The organism is Colwellia psychrerythraea (genome assembly GCF_000764225.1).
In the GTDB taxonomy this organism is placed as follows: Bacteria; Pseudomonadota; Gammaproteobacteria; order Enterobacterales; family Alteromonadaceae; genus Colwellia; species Colwellia psychrerythraea_D.
In genome coordinates this window covers 195,889-210,646 of the sequence record NZ_JQED01000029.1, presented here as the reverse complement: position 1 = coordinate 210,646, position 14,758 = coordinate 195,889, and the positions used below count along the sequence as shown (strand labels likewise).

Below are 14,758 nucleotides of genomic sequence, written 5' to 3'. Positions count from 1 at the left end.
CGTTATTATACTACTCATAAAATTCAGCAGTAGAGCAAAATTTATGTTTATTAAGCCTATAAAGAGTGTATTTCAAGAAGTTAGCCAAGTTTATCTGACGTTATTAAAAGTGATGGTACCGGCGATTATCGTAGTTAAAATATTAGACTTACTTGGTGGAACCCAGTGGTTAGCAGCAATTCTAGCTCCTTTTATGGAGCTTGTTGGGCTTCCAGAACAATTAGGATTAGTGTGGGCAACGGCTATTTTAACGAATATATTTACAGCGATGGTGGTGTTTGTTGATGTTACAGCTCAGCTTGAACTCTCTGTGGCACAGGTATCAGTGATTGGTATTTTAATTTTAATTTCGCATTCAGTTCCTATTGAAGGTGCTGTTGCTAAAATGGTTGGGGTCAGCTGGCGACTCACAATCGGCTTGAAGATAGGAGGAGGGCTACTCTTGGCTGCCCTGGTAAATTGGCTTTATACTGCATTGGATTATCAACAACAGGCTGCTGTATTGCTTTGGCAACACGAGGTGAAAGAACAAACGTTGATGCAATGGGGACTCGATCAATTACAAATGTTGATTAGCATCTTCTTTATCATCTCGGCTTTGATTATATTATTAAGAATATTGAAAAAAATTGGTGTTGAAAGCTTATTACAAAAACTATTATCACCAATATTTAAATTACTCGACATTACCAAAGATGCTAGCAACATTACCATTACAGGCATTACACTGGGGTTAAGTTATGGGGCTGGCTTGCTCATTTCAGAAATTAAAAAGGGACATATTAGTAAAAAAGATGTATTGCTCTCTATTAGTTTTCTAAGTTTGGCTCATAGTTTGATTGAAGATACCTTATTGATCTTATTATTAGGTGCAGATGTTGTCGCAATATTATGGTTAAGGATTATATTCGCAATCGTGATAGTGGCTCTACTTGCTAAATATATTGCAATTAAAGAATCAATTTTGTTAAAGCCAATGAGCAAATCTCAGTAGAAAAATGCAATCAAGCAACATACTTAGCGTTTTATTTACTATAGTTGTACTTTAAAAGAGTGAACTAAATTTGGCGGAACCTTTATCCCCAATGGGATGTTTAAAGTTAACGTGAGTATTACTATGAAAAAACTCCTAATCGTAGCGCACGCACCTTCTGACAATACACGATTAATGGCTGAAGCAGTTTTAAAAGGTGCTAAGCATTCTGACATTGAACAAGTTGAAACACACTGGGTACAACCCTTAGCAGCCACACCAGATGATGTATTAAGTTGTGATGGCATAATCATGGGGACAACCGAAAACCTTGGTTATATGAGCGGTGCGTTGAAGGATTTTTTTGATCGCTGCTATTATCCCTGTTTAGAAATAAAGCAGGGATTACCTTGTGCGTTATATGTACGCGCTGGTCATGATGGTACAGGTACTTGTCGAGCTGTTGAATCAATTTGTACAGGATTACGTTGGCACTGGATTCAAGTTCCCTTAGTGTGCCGTGGAGCTTGGCAAGCTACATTTCTTGAGCAATGTGAAGAGCTTGGTATGACAATGGCTGCTGGGCTTGATGTTGGTATTTATTAACTTTCTTTTATTCTGACGATAAGCGTCCAAGTGGATAGTATATTAATTAGGATAGTTATTGGGTTTAATTGCCATTAATGGTGAAGGAAGCAATAATTTACAAAGCCTATTGATCAGCGCTAAGTATTCTCACGTTATATTTTACCTAATATAAAATAATGAATATAATAATTTCCGAATAAAGCAATCAAGGTCGTTAAAAAAGTGCTTATAGAAAATGCTGTAGATTTTATTGAAAATGCAAATGTTGGCATCCACACGGTTTCACCTGAGGGCATAATTAAATATGCCAACGAGCATGAACTCAAGATATTAGGCTACACCGAAGAAGAATATGTCGGGCATCATGTGTCTGAGTTCCAATTTGATAAATCGTGTTTAGAACAGATGATGATTAAACTGGCTAAATTTGAACCTTTTTCAAATTTCCCCGCGATGGTCTGCGGTAAACATAAAATGAAATATATACTTTATAGCTCAAGTGTTTATGTTGAAGGTGGAGAATTTGTGCACACGCGATGTTTTGGTAATGAAGTATCAGAAAGTGTATATCAAGCCTGTAAACTAGACTATAAAAAATCGCTCACTAATAGAATTGAGTAGACTCTAAATCGTCACCATAAACTTTGAAGAATACAATTGACATTATAGGCAGTCAATTGTATTCATTTGCTTTTATCCCAGTCGTTAGGATTACCATAATCCCTAGTCGTTAACCGTTATTTTGAGATGGCTTTAATCCATTAAGGTATAATGAACGCTACTTTATCAATGTAACCATCTGCATATAAAACGGTTTTAATGTACGACAATTATTCAAGTACTTACCTCTCACTAGTCACTTTTTAAAGGGACAAGTAATACCGGGGTCGCTGATCTGTTCACGACTTTATCAGCAACAGAGCCTATAAATAGATTGTTTAATACGCTGTGTGCGTGACTACCCATCACAATTAAATCAACACTCTTTTCTTCTGCGAAACTAACTATAGTAGCGGCAGGTGAACCTTCAATAATATCTGCTACAGGTTTCCCTCCTGGAAATTCTTCACCGTCTAATTCTTCTAAGCAGAATGTATCAATACGATTTTTAACTTTCTCATGCAACTCATCAAGTGAGCGCTGGTATATATCTTCTATGGTACCTTCAGGTAAATAGGAGTTAACCAATGATGCAGTATTAGTATTCAATGGTTCTATGACATAAAGGAAATGAATTTTAGCGTTATGGCTTTTGGCAAGACTTACTGCCATACGAAAAGCTGGTCTTGTATGTTTTCCAAGGTCAGTAGCATATAAAATAGTATTGATTTCTGTCATGACGTTTCCCTTTATCTATTTTGAAGTAATTAAGATAAGCATACGACTTAACCGAAAAGTTTATTTGATGTAAATCAAGCATAGCCTATGGTAATTATGGCGTGTAAGGAAAATCATTATTCATTAAAACTAACTAATGATGTCGAGTCATTGTATTATTAGCTATGTTTATAGCTTTATTGCCTTAATTAAACTGGTAAGTTCTTCTACCTATTTTCCTAACTTTTGCGTTAAATTTACTTGCAATAGACCAGCTATTGACGCGAAATTTGCCTTGAGTTAAGAAAAGTTATCAAGCCAGAAACTAATCGGGGTGTTTTGTGCTTATATTTCAATTGGTTAATTGTCTCTTAAACCGAGTTCAGGTGAACTATTATTTGCCTGTTAACAGGACTAATCTCTTGGATATCTATGATTTAATCTTTCAATAAGAGCACAATCACAATTTATTGCTTCTTGGCTATTAATATATTGCTGACAGCGGCGTCTATCTTTTTACTAATAACAAATCAAAGCGTAGGATTTCACGCTTCTATTTATGGCAAAATTTTAGCTTTGGGTTTTGTGATTTTAGCTAGCGGCTATTTAATCTTTTATATTTATAAAAAAGAATTGAAGGCTATTAAATTGTGCTTTTGGTTTTGCTTGTTGCAGATTATAACCATTGAGAGTGAGTCACTTACCATTGGATTAAGTTATGGTGTCAAAGTGGCGGCTATTTTTGAAATTGGCGAAGCGATAATAACGATAAATATTCTGGCTTTATTTACTTTACTCTTTGTCGGAAAAGTGTTGAGCGGTCAAAAAGTTTAACTACAGTTAAATAAGCGCAGTAAGCAGTTGTTGTTTGACTTTAGTTACTTGTTGTCGTTAATATTTTCTCTTTTAATGAAGCGTACTTTTTGGAGTTTTTGTTGGTGATTATTAAATTCAATGTGTTTGGCAAGCAGATGTCAATACTTAAAAAAGATGCAGAGTGGCAACTGTTTAATGAATCAGACACAGGTATTCGCTCACGAGTCTACGACGTTGTTATCCCATCAGATTTAAAGCCAACTGAACTTGGAACTTACCTCGATGATATTTACCATGAATATTCATCTGAGAAACACCCAAATGTAATAGAACTAAGTTAAAATAATTGCTTATTTAAGTGGCTAAAATGATGTTTCCTTCGCTGCACAGGTTAGTCAATTGTCTTTTACTTCTATAGTTGAGCGTTAACCGGTAAATTTTATGAGCATTATATTAGTTTCAGATGTTTTTGGGCTAACGCCTGCTTTATTGAAAATAAGTGAAAAATTAGGTGCCAGTCATATTGTTGAGCCGTATGAAGGTCAAATGATGGGATTTAATACAGAAGCGGAAGCCTACGAATATTTTGTAAAGACCGTTGGATTAGATAACTATCTAGCTCACTTAGTAAATGAGGTCGAAGCAATTGAGCAACAAACAATACTAATTGGTTTTAGTGTCGGAGCAAGTATTACTTGGCGTTTGTCTGAGGCAACAATTAATCCCTTGATTAACAAAGCTTATTGCTTTTATGGCTCACAAATCAGAAATTTCACTCAGGTTGAACCTCGGTTTGAAGTGCATTTGATATTCCCAAAAAACGAGCCACATTTTGATGTTGTTGAGTTGCAAAATAGCCTTGCTAGAAAAACGAAGGTTAACACTGAACGAGTCGAATATTTGCATGGTTTTATGAACTCTCATTCGACAAATTATGATAACTCTGGTTATACGAGGTATATTAATTTTCTGCGCTCAATTAATAACAAATATGCTATTAAAGAGGATAACTTTGTTAATCTAACAATAATCTAGCCACTTACAGCCCTATTAATATGATTACTGATACAAAATACCATTCAACTTGTCTAATTAGTCGTTATCACTAGTAGTCATGTCAGATTAGTGACAATGAGTAATATTATCCGCCGAGTTTGTTGGATGAATAGTTTACTGATAACTAGTAAAATGTATTAAACATGACTTTTAATTAAAAGCAATTTACTTACTAAGGATAAATAATGACTATAGCTAGAGCGCTGCACATGCGCTGCTTTTTGGTGGCAGCACTGTTTTTCTTGTCTGGCTGCGCCAGCATGAATCTCGATTATGAAGAACCGAGTGTTGAATTAACTTCTTTTAAGGCGCTACCAGCTAATGGTTTTGAGCAAAACTTTGAAATAGGGTTGAAGTTAACTAATCCTAATAATTTCGACCTGCCGTTTAATGGTATAAGCTATCAACTTAGCGTGGCAGGGGAGGAGTTAGCCCATGGTGTTGCCTCGAACATTCCTACTGCAAAAGCTTATGGAGAATCGCGCTTTGTGGTGCCAATTTCAGCGAGTTTATTCGGAGGATTTAAGGTAATAAAAGCGTTGATGGCAAGTAAAGGGCAGGATATTAGTTATCAACTTGAGGCCAAATTAGATATCGACATTCCCTTTATGCCCAAATTGACCGTTATTCAAGATGGCATTGTTCCTTTGGTAAGAAGCCTTGATTAGTACTGAGAAATTAACATCAACACAAGGTTATAAGCACTGATTGGTAAATGAATTTTATTTCATTAGATTAAGTTGAAGTTTATTTACCCTAAATGAGGCAGGATTTTCTTTTGGGATTTTTAGTAATCATTATCACAAGTTAATAACTGGATTTTTAATAGTATTAACTTGTGATTCTTGTCTAGGCAAAGTTTACCTAATTTATTTTTAATTGGTTTGTTAGTGTCTTGCTTTAGGTGTGTTTGTTTAAAAGTTAACATTAGGGCTTTGTACTTAGCGATACAATACATTATTTATAAAGCTCTATATTAAAGAAAACTATGGCGCATTCTCATCATAAATGTATAGGTGGTAGTTATAGCGTTAACTAGGATTTAAAATCAATAGAGCATTATTATAAGGTCAACATAAGTGTTATATGACAACTGCACCTTTCATATAAATCCCTTTTAGTTAGGTTATCTCTCAGCAGAGTATGGATCTTCAGCTAAAATGTAAGATCTTAAATCAGCTTTATTTGGTTGTTGATACAACCACTTTCTAAGCTCTTTCACTTTATCGTACGATTCATTACCAAATTTATCTTTGGTATTGTTAATGCGAATATTACGCTGCCAATGTGAGGTCAATAATGCATTTAATGAACCTGCTAATCCTTCTTCTTTGAGCAGCTCCCATTCACCTTTATCCAACCATACACCCCCAACGTTTGCACTATAATCAATACGATGCTCTGTCGCTGATGAAAGGCGTAGCTTTCTCATAATTGTACCGCTTACTGGGCATAACAATGCTTGCTTGGTTTCGTCTACATCGCAATGTGTGTTTTCGTCGAAAGAGTATTGAGGGTTACGTTCCTTCCAAGCAACATAATCTTCTATCAAAATCCAGTTTCCATTACAGTTCGAGCAAGTGTGTGCTCTAAATTGTCCATCTATGAAACTTGGGATTAATTCACCTTTTTTACAACTTGTACATTTCATATGTAATAAATCCTTTTTAAAATTGTCGAGATATTCAATGGTAACGACCATCATATAATTATTAATTAAATAATGTCACTAGAAAAGTCTATAAAATCATGAGAGTAGTTTTATTTTGATATTGATGATTTCTAGTGAGGGCTATGGTAGTGTTTGTGTTATAAAAATGTTAAAGAGTAAAATCCATTGACATATTATGTCAATGGCGTATGGTTTTTAACAAGCAAGAAAAATATAAAAATAGTTATTGTTGGCTATTTGTTTTAAGGATGAACAATGGAACAACTACTTGAAGTCGCTTCTCAATTTCCCACCGTAATATATTCCACTCTACTTGGTATTGTCGTCGTATATTGGATTATTGGTCTACTGGGATTTGTCGATTTAGATTTTTCTGGGGATGCTGATCTTGATGTAGATCTAGACAGTGATGTTTCTGTTGGTGGCATAACAGGTTTGCTTTTAACCTTTGGGTTAACCGGGGTTCCATTTACCTTAGTAATCAGCATTATCATTCTTATTTGTTGGCTAATTAGTTTTTATCTTCAATTCTATTTACTTACTTGGCTGCCTGATGGTTGGCTTTATTATCTTCTAGGAGCACTTAGTAGTTTTATAGTTTTCTTCATCTCACTGCCTATCACGGCAATTGTTATACGTCCTTTAAAAGGGATGTTCAAAAGCGTAGAGGCCGCAACTAGTGATCATTTAGTCGGCAAAGAAGCCACTGTTGCAACGAACAAAGTAAGTGAAACTTTTGGTCAAGCACGTTTATTTAATAATGGCGCTGAAATCTTAGTAGATGTTCGATGCGATCCTGAGCATACATTGAAGATGGGCGATAATGTCTTGGTTATAGAGTACTTGCAAGAAAACCATGCTTATATTGTTGCGCCTTACACACCGTAATAAATCACACGTTTACAGTTTAAAAATCATAATCTACTTGGTCACTATCGGGTGGCAGTTGTTTTAAATAAGAGGAAAAACACATGGTAATGGAACCACTTTATCTAGCTATAGGAATTGGCGTACTTTTCGTCTTTTCACTTTTAATCATGATTGCTAAGTTTTACAACAAAGTAGAACAAGGCCAAGCCTTAATCATCAATAAACTAAGGGCGGAGCCTGAAATTAGCACCACTGGTGGAATGGTGATCCCTGTAATCCATAAGAAAGAAATTATGGATATATCGACCAAACGAATGATGCTTGAACGAAAAGGTCGCTCTGGCCTCATCTGCCAAGATAATATTCGAGCAGATATCATTATTACTTTTTATATTCGAGTAAATGAGACGAAAGAAGACATTTTACGGGTTGCAAAGCAAGTTGGTTGTGATCGCTCTTCTTATCCAGAAACACTACAAGAGTTGTTTGAGGCAAAATTTTCAGAGGCACTCAAAACAGTTGGTAAACAGTTAAACTTTACTGAACTATTTACTCAGCGCGATATATTTAGAGACAAAATCAAAGAGGTTATTGGGCAAGATTTATCGGGTTATGTATTGGAAGATGTAGCGATTGATTTTCTTGAACAAACATCAATTCATGATTTAGATCCAAATAATATTATGGATGCTGAAGGTATTAGACGTATTACAGAATTAACCGCTCAGCAAAGTGTTGAAACAAATGATTTAAAAAGGCAAGAAGAAGTACGTATAAAGCGTCAAGACATTGAAGCGGAAGAAAAGAATTTAGAACTTGAACGTCAATTGGCTGATGCTCAAGCAAAACAAGAACGTGAAATAGCTTCAGTTAAAGCGCGTGAAGAAGCAGAAACGGCAAAAATTGTTGAAGAAGAGCGTTGTAAATCAGAAAAGGCACGAATAGACACAGAGCAGGTTGTTGCTGTTGCTGAAGAGAATAAACAACGAGAGGCTGATATTGCTGAGCAAAATCGCTTTAGAGCCGTCGCTATTGAGGAAGAGAAAGTTACTCGTGCGCGTCAAGTTGAAGAAATTGATCGTCAAAAAGAAGTAGAAACACTGCGTATCGATAAAGAAAAAGCATTAGAAGTTGAGCGTAAAAATATAGCTGAAGTTCAAAGAGAAAGAATTGCTGTAGAAAAAAATGTTGCTGAAGAAGAAGAGCGTATTAAAGATTTACGTGTTGTTTCTGAAGCGAATCGCCAAAAAGATGAACAAGTTATAAAGGCTAAAGGCGAAGCAGAAGAAGCGCTGGTAAAAGATATTGAATCAGCTAAAGCACAAGAGAAAGCTGCTGAACATACAGCTAGAAAAATGCAAACAATCGCAGAAGCTGAGTTAAAAGCTGCGAGTAAACAGGCTGAATCGAAGAAAATTTTGGCAGAAGGTGATCAGGCTGAAGCCGCATCTAAAGGTTTGGCTGAAGCGCAAATAACGTTGGCGCAAGCAGATGCTCATGAAAGGCAGGGGGAAGCAGAGGCTAAGGCGCTTGAGCTTAAACTTACTGCAGAAGCAAAAGGCATTGAAGAGAAATCACTGGCAGAAGCTACAGGTTTACGTGAAAAACAAGAAGTGCTTAATTCGATGTCAGAGCAAGCACGAGAGTTTGAAACCTTTGGGTTACGCCTAAATCAAGAGCGTGAATTAACACTGGCTAAATTAGATAACAGTGTTGATTTGGCTGAGAAACAGGCCGATGTATTAGCTACTGCACTGAGCGAAGCTAATATTAATATTATGGGTGGTGACGGTGAGTTCTTACGTCAATTCATGAAATCGATAACCGTTGGTAAGTCTATCGATGGTTTAGTTGATGAAAGTGATACTGTAAAAGCGCTATTTAAAGAGCACTTAAACGGCGATCGAAATATTATGGACGATCTCGGCGGTGTTCTTGCTGGCGCTTCACAAACGAGTGAAACAATGAAAAATTTCAATATGGCAAGTCTACTTTCAACATTGAATAATGCAGATGATACTCAAAAAGGTGCATTGGCGAGTCTATTAAATTTGGGTAACCAAAAAACTTCAGACGTAAAGTAGAAAATTCATCATAGTATAAGTAGGTATTATGCAGCTTACCTTTGCAAGTTAGCTGCGTAACAGCTTCATGGAGTCTTACATGACAGATAAGGAAAGTGTCACCAATCAAGCGGTTGCACAAGGTGGTTCATATGAACTTATTCAGCGACGGTTATCAGCTTTAGGCAGTGAGCTTAATACACAAATTAAACAGCTAAATGATGAGCGAATTACCACGTTCGGCTCTACTGACATGAAGGTAGATGCTCGCGTGAGAGTGCGTACTGAGCATAATTGTGTTGCCAGAGATATCGCTGCTATTGGAAACACCTTGCTTTTTGGTTACAACGTTTTTTTGGGGTTAAAACGTAACATTACTGTTGCAGATGTTTTCAGTTTACATCAAATTAAAGATAACGGTGATGAAGTTGAAATTATTGATATACACTTACAAGGCAGCTTCCTCGAAGACCCTGATTTTGTAAGAGACTTTGATGAGTTATATACCTATTATAAAAAAACTTTTTTAACCCATGTCTATCGTCAAGGCAGCAAAGTTTTTGCAGTATTTCGTATTGGTGAAAGACTTGATGATATAAGGGTGTTTCGTTGGGGAATTGATGCTGACCAACATGTGACCTATATTGATAATCGTGGTGAAAGAGACATAAAGCAGCCAGATAACTTTGATTTTGAATGGCATAAAGTTTCACGAGAACAGCAAGAGCAAGGTAAACACCCACACTTCAACTTGTTTGATACGCTTTTTGTTGAGTCAATCGGTGGCTCAATTACCTTAAAAGTTGAGAATAATACTGAAGAAGGGCGAGGAATTTATTCAGAGCCTGTTGATGATGAGCATCAGTCTCTTGATGACGCAGACATTCATTATGCCAAAGTTGGGGAGCTTATTTTATTAAAAATAAAGCCTTATCGTGAAGAGCAAACCCGTCATTTAATTTTTAACTGTAAAACTCAACAAGTGCTGAGGCAAGATGCAATAGCCCATGCTTGTATTCAATTACCAGAAGATCACGGTATTATCTTTCCTGGCGGTTATTACCTGCAAAATGGTGAGAATAAAAGTTTTGAAGATAATGCTGAAGATTTACAATTACATCGCGTGGTAAAATCCCCCAATGGTGAAGATTTTCTGTATATTTTTTATGAGCCAAATGAAGGGCAATACGCCTTGTTCGGCTATAACTTAATCACGAGAACATTGCAAAACCCCATTTATGGCCACGGGCAAAGTTTATACAACAATGGCCGAGCAGTAGTTTTTAGTGCTGAATCAGAGCCTTCACGCGTACACGCTATGCAAATATGGCAAACGCCATTTTGTAGTGAAGAGCATGCAAGCAACCAACCAACAGATAATAGTTTTTTTGGCAAAATAGGTAACCCTGAGCTTGTGCGGGGGGTATCTGATTTATACGGTGTCGTTAAACTTATCTCTGTACAAGAACCCAGTACGCAGCATTTTAATGATTTGGTAAAAGAGTCGAGGCAGCTCTTTGATAAGTACCACTGGCTTAACGACACGAAACTGGAATCCCTCAATGAGCTATTAAAACAAGTAGTGACCACTTCTGAGTTGGTTTTAGATGAGTTCGAAAAAGTCGCCAGCATTAAAGAAAATTCTGATGCCACTATGTCAGAGGCAAGAGAAAAGCTTGTTGAATTAACTAAGTATATAGAAACGCCAAATTTTGATACCGCTAAGCAATTTGTTAATAACTTAGCGGAGCTAGCGCAATTTAAAGGTGAGCTAATTTCTCATAAGGACCTGCGATATATTGAGGTTGATGAGATAGAGGAAATGGAGACTAACTTAGATGAATTAACTAAGGGTCTAAGTCAAGCAACGGCTGACTTCCTGCAAAAAGATGAAGCGCTCACTCCTTATCAAAAAACAATTAAAGAACTAGAGCAAGCGGTAGAGACGAGTGAATCTATTACGGCATTAAAGCCAATTCGTTTATCTATCGAGGAATTAGTTCAAGGATTAGACCTTCTAAATCGCACTATGCTTTCTTTAGATATTGAAGATAGTCGACAAAGAACACGAATATTAGAAGATATTTCAGCAGTTTTTAGTCAAATCAATCGAGTTAAAGCAAGTGCGGATCTAGCAGCCAAGAATGTTGGTAGTGAAGAGGCTCGCGCTGAATTTGGTGCTCGATTCAAACTATTGAGCCAGAGTGTAACCAGCGGTTTAAATGCCAGTGATAGCCCTCAAGCTTGTGATCAACAACTCTCTCAAATACTCATACAATTAGAGGACTTAGAAGGTCAATTTAGCGACTACGATGAGTTTTATAATGAAATTCTCGCTAAAAGAGATGAAATATACGATAACTTCGAACAACATAAGCAGCAGCTTATGGATGCACAACAACGTCGATGTCTTAATTTGATGACTGCGGCAGAGCGAATTATCGAAGGGATAATCAGGCGAAGCCAATCATTTAATGAGCAAGATAAATTGAACAGTTATTTTGCTGGTGATCCAATGGTTGCCAAGCTTAGACAGCTTGTTGAACAGTTAAGAGAACTTGATGATAATGTCCGAGCTGATGATATTGATGGCCAGCTAAAGAATGCTAAAGAACAAGGGATCAGATCGCTCAGAGATAAAACTGATATATATTCTGCTGATGGTAGTTTAGTAAAAATAGGCGAACATCAATTCTCGGTTAACCGACAAAAATTAGAATTAACGCTATTACCTCGCGACAAAGATATGGTATTGCATATTAGTGGAAGTGAGTATTTTGAGACGCTACCGGCTGATCTGTTTGCTGAAACTGAGTACCTTTGGCAGCAAGAGCTGATCTCTGAATGTGACAAGGTTTACCGAGGGGAATACTTAGCGGCATGTATGCTATTTAAAGCTGAGTCTTCAGGTAATGCTGAATTGAACCGTTTGCATGAGGCAATAAAGAACAATACGATTGTTGATGTCGTCAGAAAAACTGCGGAGCCTCGATACCAAGAAGGTTATGACAAAGGTGTTCACGATGCTGATGCGGCTTTAATTTTAACGCAATTATTAACATTGAGAGAATCGATAGGGTTACTGGCCTACCCAGCAGCAGAAAGAAGGCTAGCAGTGTTATTTTTCTCAACAAGTCTAGACAATAATGAACGTACAGATTTGATAAATCGCTGTCAGAATCTACATTTGATGGAAGAAACTTTTGGCACGAGTCAATTACGTCCGCAACTTAATGAAGAGGTTGCTTCTGCCTTGGATGAATACACACAAAGCCAGACTTGGTTAAGTTGTGATACGAACTTGTCTGCAACCTACCTCGTTCAAGAGTTATCTTTAGCAGAGCAGAGCTTTATTGTTAAAGAGGATAGTTTAGAGCTTGCCAGACAGTTGACAACACAGTTAAAACATAAGAGTCTTGAAAAGCAAATTAGCGGCGCATTATCAGGTTGTTCAACACTAGAACAACGGTATCAGCTTCACTTTGCTTGGTTACAATCTTTTGTTAATCATCAAGAAATAAAGACTCATAAAGATATTCTTATTGAAGCATCAATGCTCATGACTATGGAAGTTGAATGTGAGTTTTATGGTTCAACTGCAAACACAGGTTGTATAGTTGACGGACTACTTGGCCAGCATTCTTTGATTGACGATAGAAAAATCAACATTAACTATCAAGAATTCATTACTAAGCTTCGCCAGTTTAACAATGAGCATGTACCAGCATTTAAACAATTTCATCAAAAGAAACAAAGTGTGTTGGAAGAACAGCGTAAGCGATTACGTCTGGAAGAGTTTAAACCAAGTGCGCTGTCTTCTTTTGTTCGAAACAAGTTAATTAATGATGTTTACTTCCCAATCATAGGTACTAACTTAGCTAAACAAATTGGTGCCGCTGGAAATAATAAACGTTCAGATTTAATGGGACTTTTGTTACTCATCTCTCCTCCTGGTTACGGTAAAACTACGCTTATTGAATATGTTGCAAGTAAGTTAGGCATGACTTTTGTCAAAATTAATTGCCCATCGATAGGTCATGACCAGTTATCACTTGACCCAGTTCAAGCAAATAATTCCACGGCAAAAAATGAAGTTGAAAAAATTAATTTGGCTTTTGAAATGGGTAACAATGTCATGTTGTACCTCGATGATATTCAGCATACCAACCCAGAATTTCTACAAAAATTCATTTCTCTCTGTGATGGTTCTAGAAAAGTCGATGGTGTATGGAATGGTGAAAGTAAAACTTACGATATGCGCGGCAAAAAATTTGCGGTAGTAATGGCTGGCAACCCTTATACCGAATCAGGGGAGGCGTTTACTATTCCTGATATGTTAGCTAACCGTGCAGATATATATAACCTTGGTGATACCTTAAGTGGACGTGAACACGAATTCTCTTTGAGCTTTATCGAAAATAGTTTAACCAGTAACGCTTATATTGCGCCACTTGCTACACGTGATATGGAGGATTTATATAAGCTGGTTCAAATTGCTGATGGAGACCCGGTTACAACGACCGAATTGAAGCATGGTTACTCACAAGCTGAAGTTAACGAAATAGTTGCTGTTATTAAGCGGATTCGAAAAATTCAAGAAACTGTTTTAAAAGCTAATGAGCAGTACATAGCGTCTGCTGCACAAGACGATAAATATAGAACAGAACCACCATTTAAGTTGCAAGGTAGCTATCGCAACATGAATAAAATGGCTGAAAAAGTCGTTCCTGTGATGACAGATGAAGAAGTCGAACAGCTTATTGCTGATCATTATCGTGGCGAAGCGCAAACACTGACTATAGGAGCGGAAGAAAACTTATTAAAGTTAGCTGAGCTTAGAGAAAATCAAACCGATGAGCAGTTGACTCGTTGGCAACAAATCAAAGCCGACTTTGTTCGTCACCAAAACCTTGGTGACAATGATAACCCAATAGCAACAATCGCTAGCCAAATATCCTTGTTACAAAAAGGTTTGAATCAAATAGGACAAGCATTGCAGCAACCTCAATCCAGTGGCTTAGAGCTTTTAAATGAAACTCTTGCTAGCCTTAAACTGCAAGTGAATGTTGAAAAACCAGATAATTCAGATTTACAACAAACACTTTCACTGTTTAGTCAAAATATGGAGTCATTTTTAACCCCATTGGTTTCAGCGCTTCAAAGCAATAAGAACGTTGATCTTGAAATGATTGATACTCTAAAAACATTGAATTTTACCACTGAAAAGTCAGTGAAGAGCTCTGAGACACATATTCAAAAAATAAGTCGAGAATTGACAAAAAATAGAGAAAATAATTCTGATGAAGTAGTACTCGATTAAAATAACTGTCAAGAACGTTAATTTTAATTCGAACTCAAGCCTTAATGAGTTAACTTAATATTTTTAATGCACGGATTTTTCAC

General features: G+C 36.7%; 12 protein-coding genes. 10 read left to right on the top strand and 2 right to left on the bottom strand.

The window, feature by feature from the left end; translation table 11 throughout:
* The first annotated feature begins 43 nt into the window (after window positions 1-43).
* From ND2E_RS09795 to ND2E_RS09805, 3 genes are all read left to right on the top strand, one after another.
* Window positions 44-994 (top strand): nucleoside recognition domain-containing protein, encoded by a 951-nt coding sequence (locus tag ND2E_RS09795; protein WP_033094082.1) that lies wholly within the window; start codon window positions 44-46, stop codon window positions 992-994.
* 123 nt (window positions 995-1,117) lie between these two features.
* Window positions 1,118-1,579 carry a flavodoxin family protein gene (locus ND2E_RS09800; RefSeq protein ID WP_033094179.1) on the top strand — a complete coding sequence of 154 codons (462 nt, stop codon included), beginning with the start codon at window positions 1,118-1,120 and terminating at the stop codon, window positions 1,577-1,579.
* Between the two features lie 204 nt (window positions 1,580-1,783).
* On the top strand, window positions 1,784-2,182 hold the full coding sequence (locus ND2E_RS09805) for a PAS domain-containing protein (RefSeq protein ID WP_033094081.1): 399 nt from the start codon (window positions 1,784-1,786) through the stop codon (window positions 2,180-2,182).
* Between the two features lie 231 nt (window positions 2,183-2,413).
* Here ND2E_RS09805 and ND2E_RS09810 read toward each other — a convergent pair whose 3' ends face one another.
* A complete protein-coding gene (locus tag ND2E_RS09810) occupies window positions 2,414-2,899 on the bottom strand; it encodes a universal stress protein (protein ID WP_033094080.1) in 486 nt (161 codons plus the stop codon).
* 456 nt (window positions 2,900-3,355) lie between these two features.
* Between ND2E_RS09810 and ND2E_RS0121555 the strand changes: the two genes are divergently transcribed.
* From ND2E_RS0121555 to ND2E_RS09825, 4 genes are all read left to right on the top strand, one after another.
* Window positions 3,356-3,712, top strand: coding sequence for a hypothetical protein (locus ND2E_RS0121555; RefSeq protein ID WP_033094079.1), 357 nt, complete (start codon window positions 3,356-3,358; stop codon window positions 3,710-3,712).
* A gap of 104 nt (window positions 3,713-3,816) precedes the next feature.
* Window positions 3,817-4,035 (top strand): DUF7661 family protein, encoded by a 219-nt coding sequence (locus tag ND2E_RS09815; RefSeq protein WP_033094178.1) that lies wholly within the window; start codon window positions 3,817-3,819, stop codon window positions 4,033-4,035.
* 100 nt (window positions 4,036-4,135) lie between these two features.
* On the top strand, window positions 4,136-4,729 hold the full coding sequence (locus tag ND2E_RS09820; protein WP_052056566.1) for a dienelactone hydrolase family protein: 594 nt from the start codon (window positions 4,136-4,138) through the stop codon (window positions 4,727-4,729).
* A 206-nt stretch (window positions 4,730-4,935) separates the two neighbouring features.
* On the top strand, window positions 4,936-5,418 hold the full coding sequence (locus ND2E_RS09825; protein ID WP_033094078.1) for an LEA type 2 family protein: 483 nt from the start codon (window positions 4,936-4,938) through the stop codon (window positions 5,416-5,418).
* Window positions 5,419-5,876: 458 nt separating this feature from the next.
* On the opposite strand, the gene ND2E_RS09830 is transcribed toward ND2E_RS09825, so the two are convergent.
* The gene (locus ND2E_RS09830) at window positions 5,877-6,401 is read right to left on the bottom strand and encodes a zf-TFIIB domain-containing protein (protein WP_033094077.1); all 525 of its coding nucleotides are present in this window, start codon (window positions 6,399-6,401) and stop codon (window positions 5,877-5,879) included.
* Between the two features lie 276 nt (window positions 6,402-6,677).
* Between ND2E_RS09830 and ND2E_RS09835 the strand changes: the two genes are divergently transcribed.
* The 3 genes from ND2E_RS09835 to ND2E_RS09845 all read left to right on the top strand — a co-directional run bounded on the left by ND2E_RS09835 (window position 6,678) and on the right by ND2E_RS09845 (window position 14,675).
* Entirely contained in the window at window positions 6,678-7,310 is a 633-nt protein-coding gene (locus ND2E_RS09835) for an OB-fold-containig protein (RefSeq protein ID WP_033094076.1), read from the top strand.
* Between the two features lie 83 nt (window positions 7,311-7,393).
* Window positions 7,394-9,376 (top strand): flotillin family protein, encoded by a 1,983-nt coding sequence (locus ND2E_RS09840; protein ID WP_223303613.1) that lies wholly within the window; start codon window positions 7,394-7,396, stop codon window positions 9,374-9,376.
* A 79-nt stretch (window positions 9,377-9,455) separates the two neighbouring features.
* Window positions 9,456-14,675, top strand: coding sequence for a DNA repair ATPase (locus ND2E_RS09845; RefSeq protein ID WP_052056564.1), 5,220 nt, complete (start codon window positions 9,456-9,458; stop codon window positions 14,673-14,675).
* The last annotated feature ends 83 nt before the right edge of the window (window positions 14,676-14,758 follow it).

Coding starts and splice junctions, on each gene's coding strand:
- ND2E_RS09795 (WP_033094082.1), top strand. CDS start 44: ATGTTTATTAAGCCTATAAAGAGTGTATTTCAAGAAGTTAGCCAAGTT.
- ND2E_RS09800 (WP_033094179.1), top strand. CDS start 1,118: ATGAAAAAACTCCTAATCGTAGCGCACGCACCTTCTGACAATACACGA.
- ND2E_RS09810 (WP_033094080.1), bottom strand. CDS start 2,899: ATGACAGAAATCAATACTATTTTATATGCTACTGACCTTGGAAAACAT.
- ND2E_RS09820 (WP_052056566.1), top strand. CDS start 4,136: ATGAGCATTATATTAGTTTCAGATGTTTTTGGGCTAACGCCTGCTTTA.
- ND2E_RS09825 (WP_033094078.1), top strand. CDS start 4,936: ATGACTATAGCTAGAGCGCTGCACATGCGCTGCTTTTTGGTGGCAGCA.
- ND2E_RS09830 (WP_033094077.1), bottom strand. CDS start 6,401: ATGAAATGTACAAGTTGTAAAAAAGGTGAATTAATCCCAAGTTTCATA.
- ND2E_RS09835 (WP_033094076.1), top strand. CDS start 6,678: ATGGAACAACTACTTGAAGTCGCTTCTCAATTTCCCACCGTAATATAT.
- ND2E_RS09840 (WP_223303613.1), top strand. CDS start 7,394: ATGGTAATGGAACCACTTTATCTAGCTATAGGAATTGGCGTACTTTTC.
- ND2E_RS09845 (WP_052056564.1), top strand. CDS start 9,456: ATGACAGATAAGGAAAGTGTCACCAATCAAGCGGTTGCACAAGGTGGT.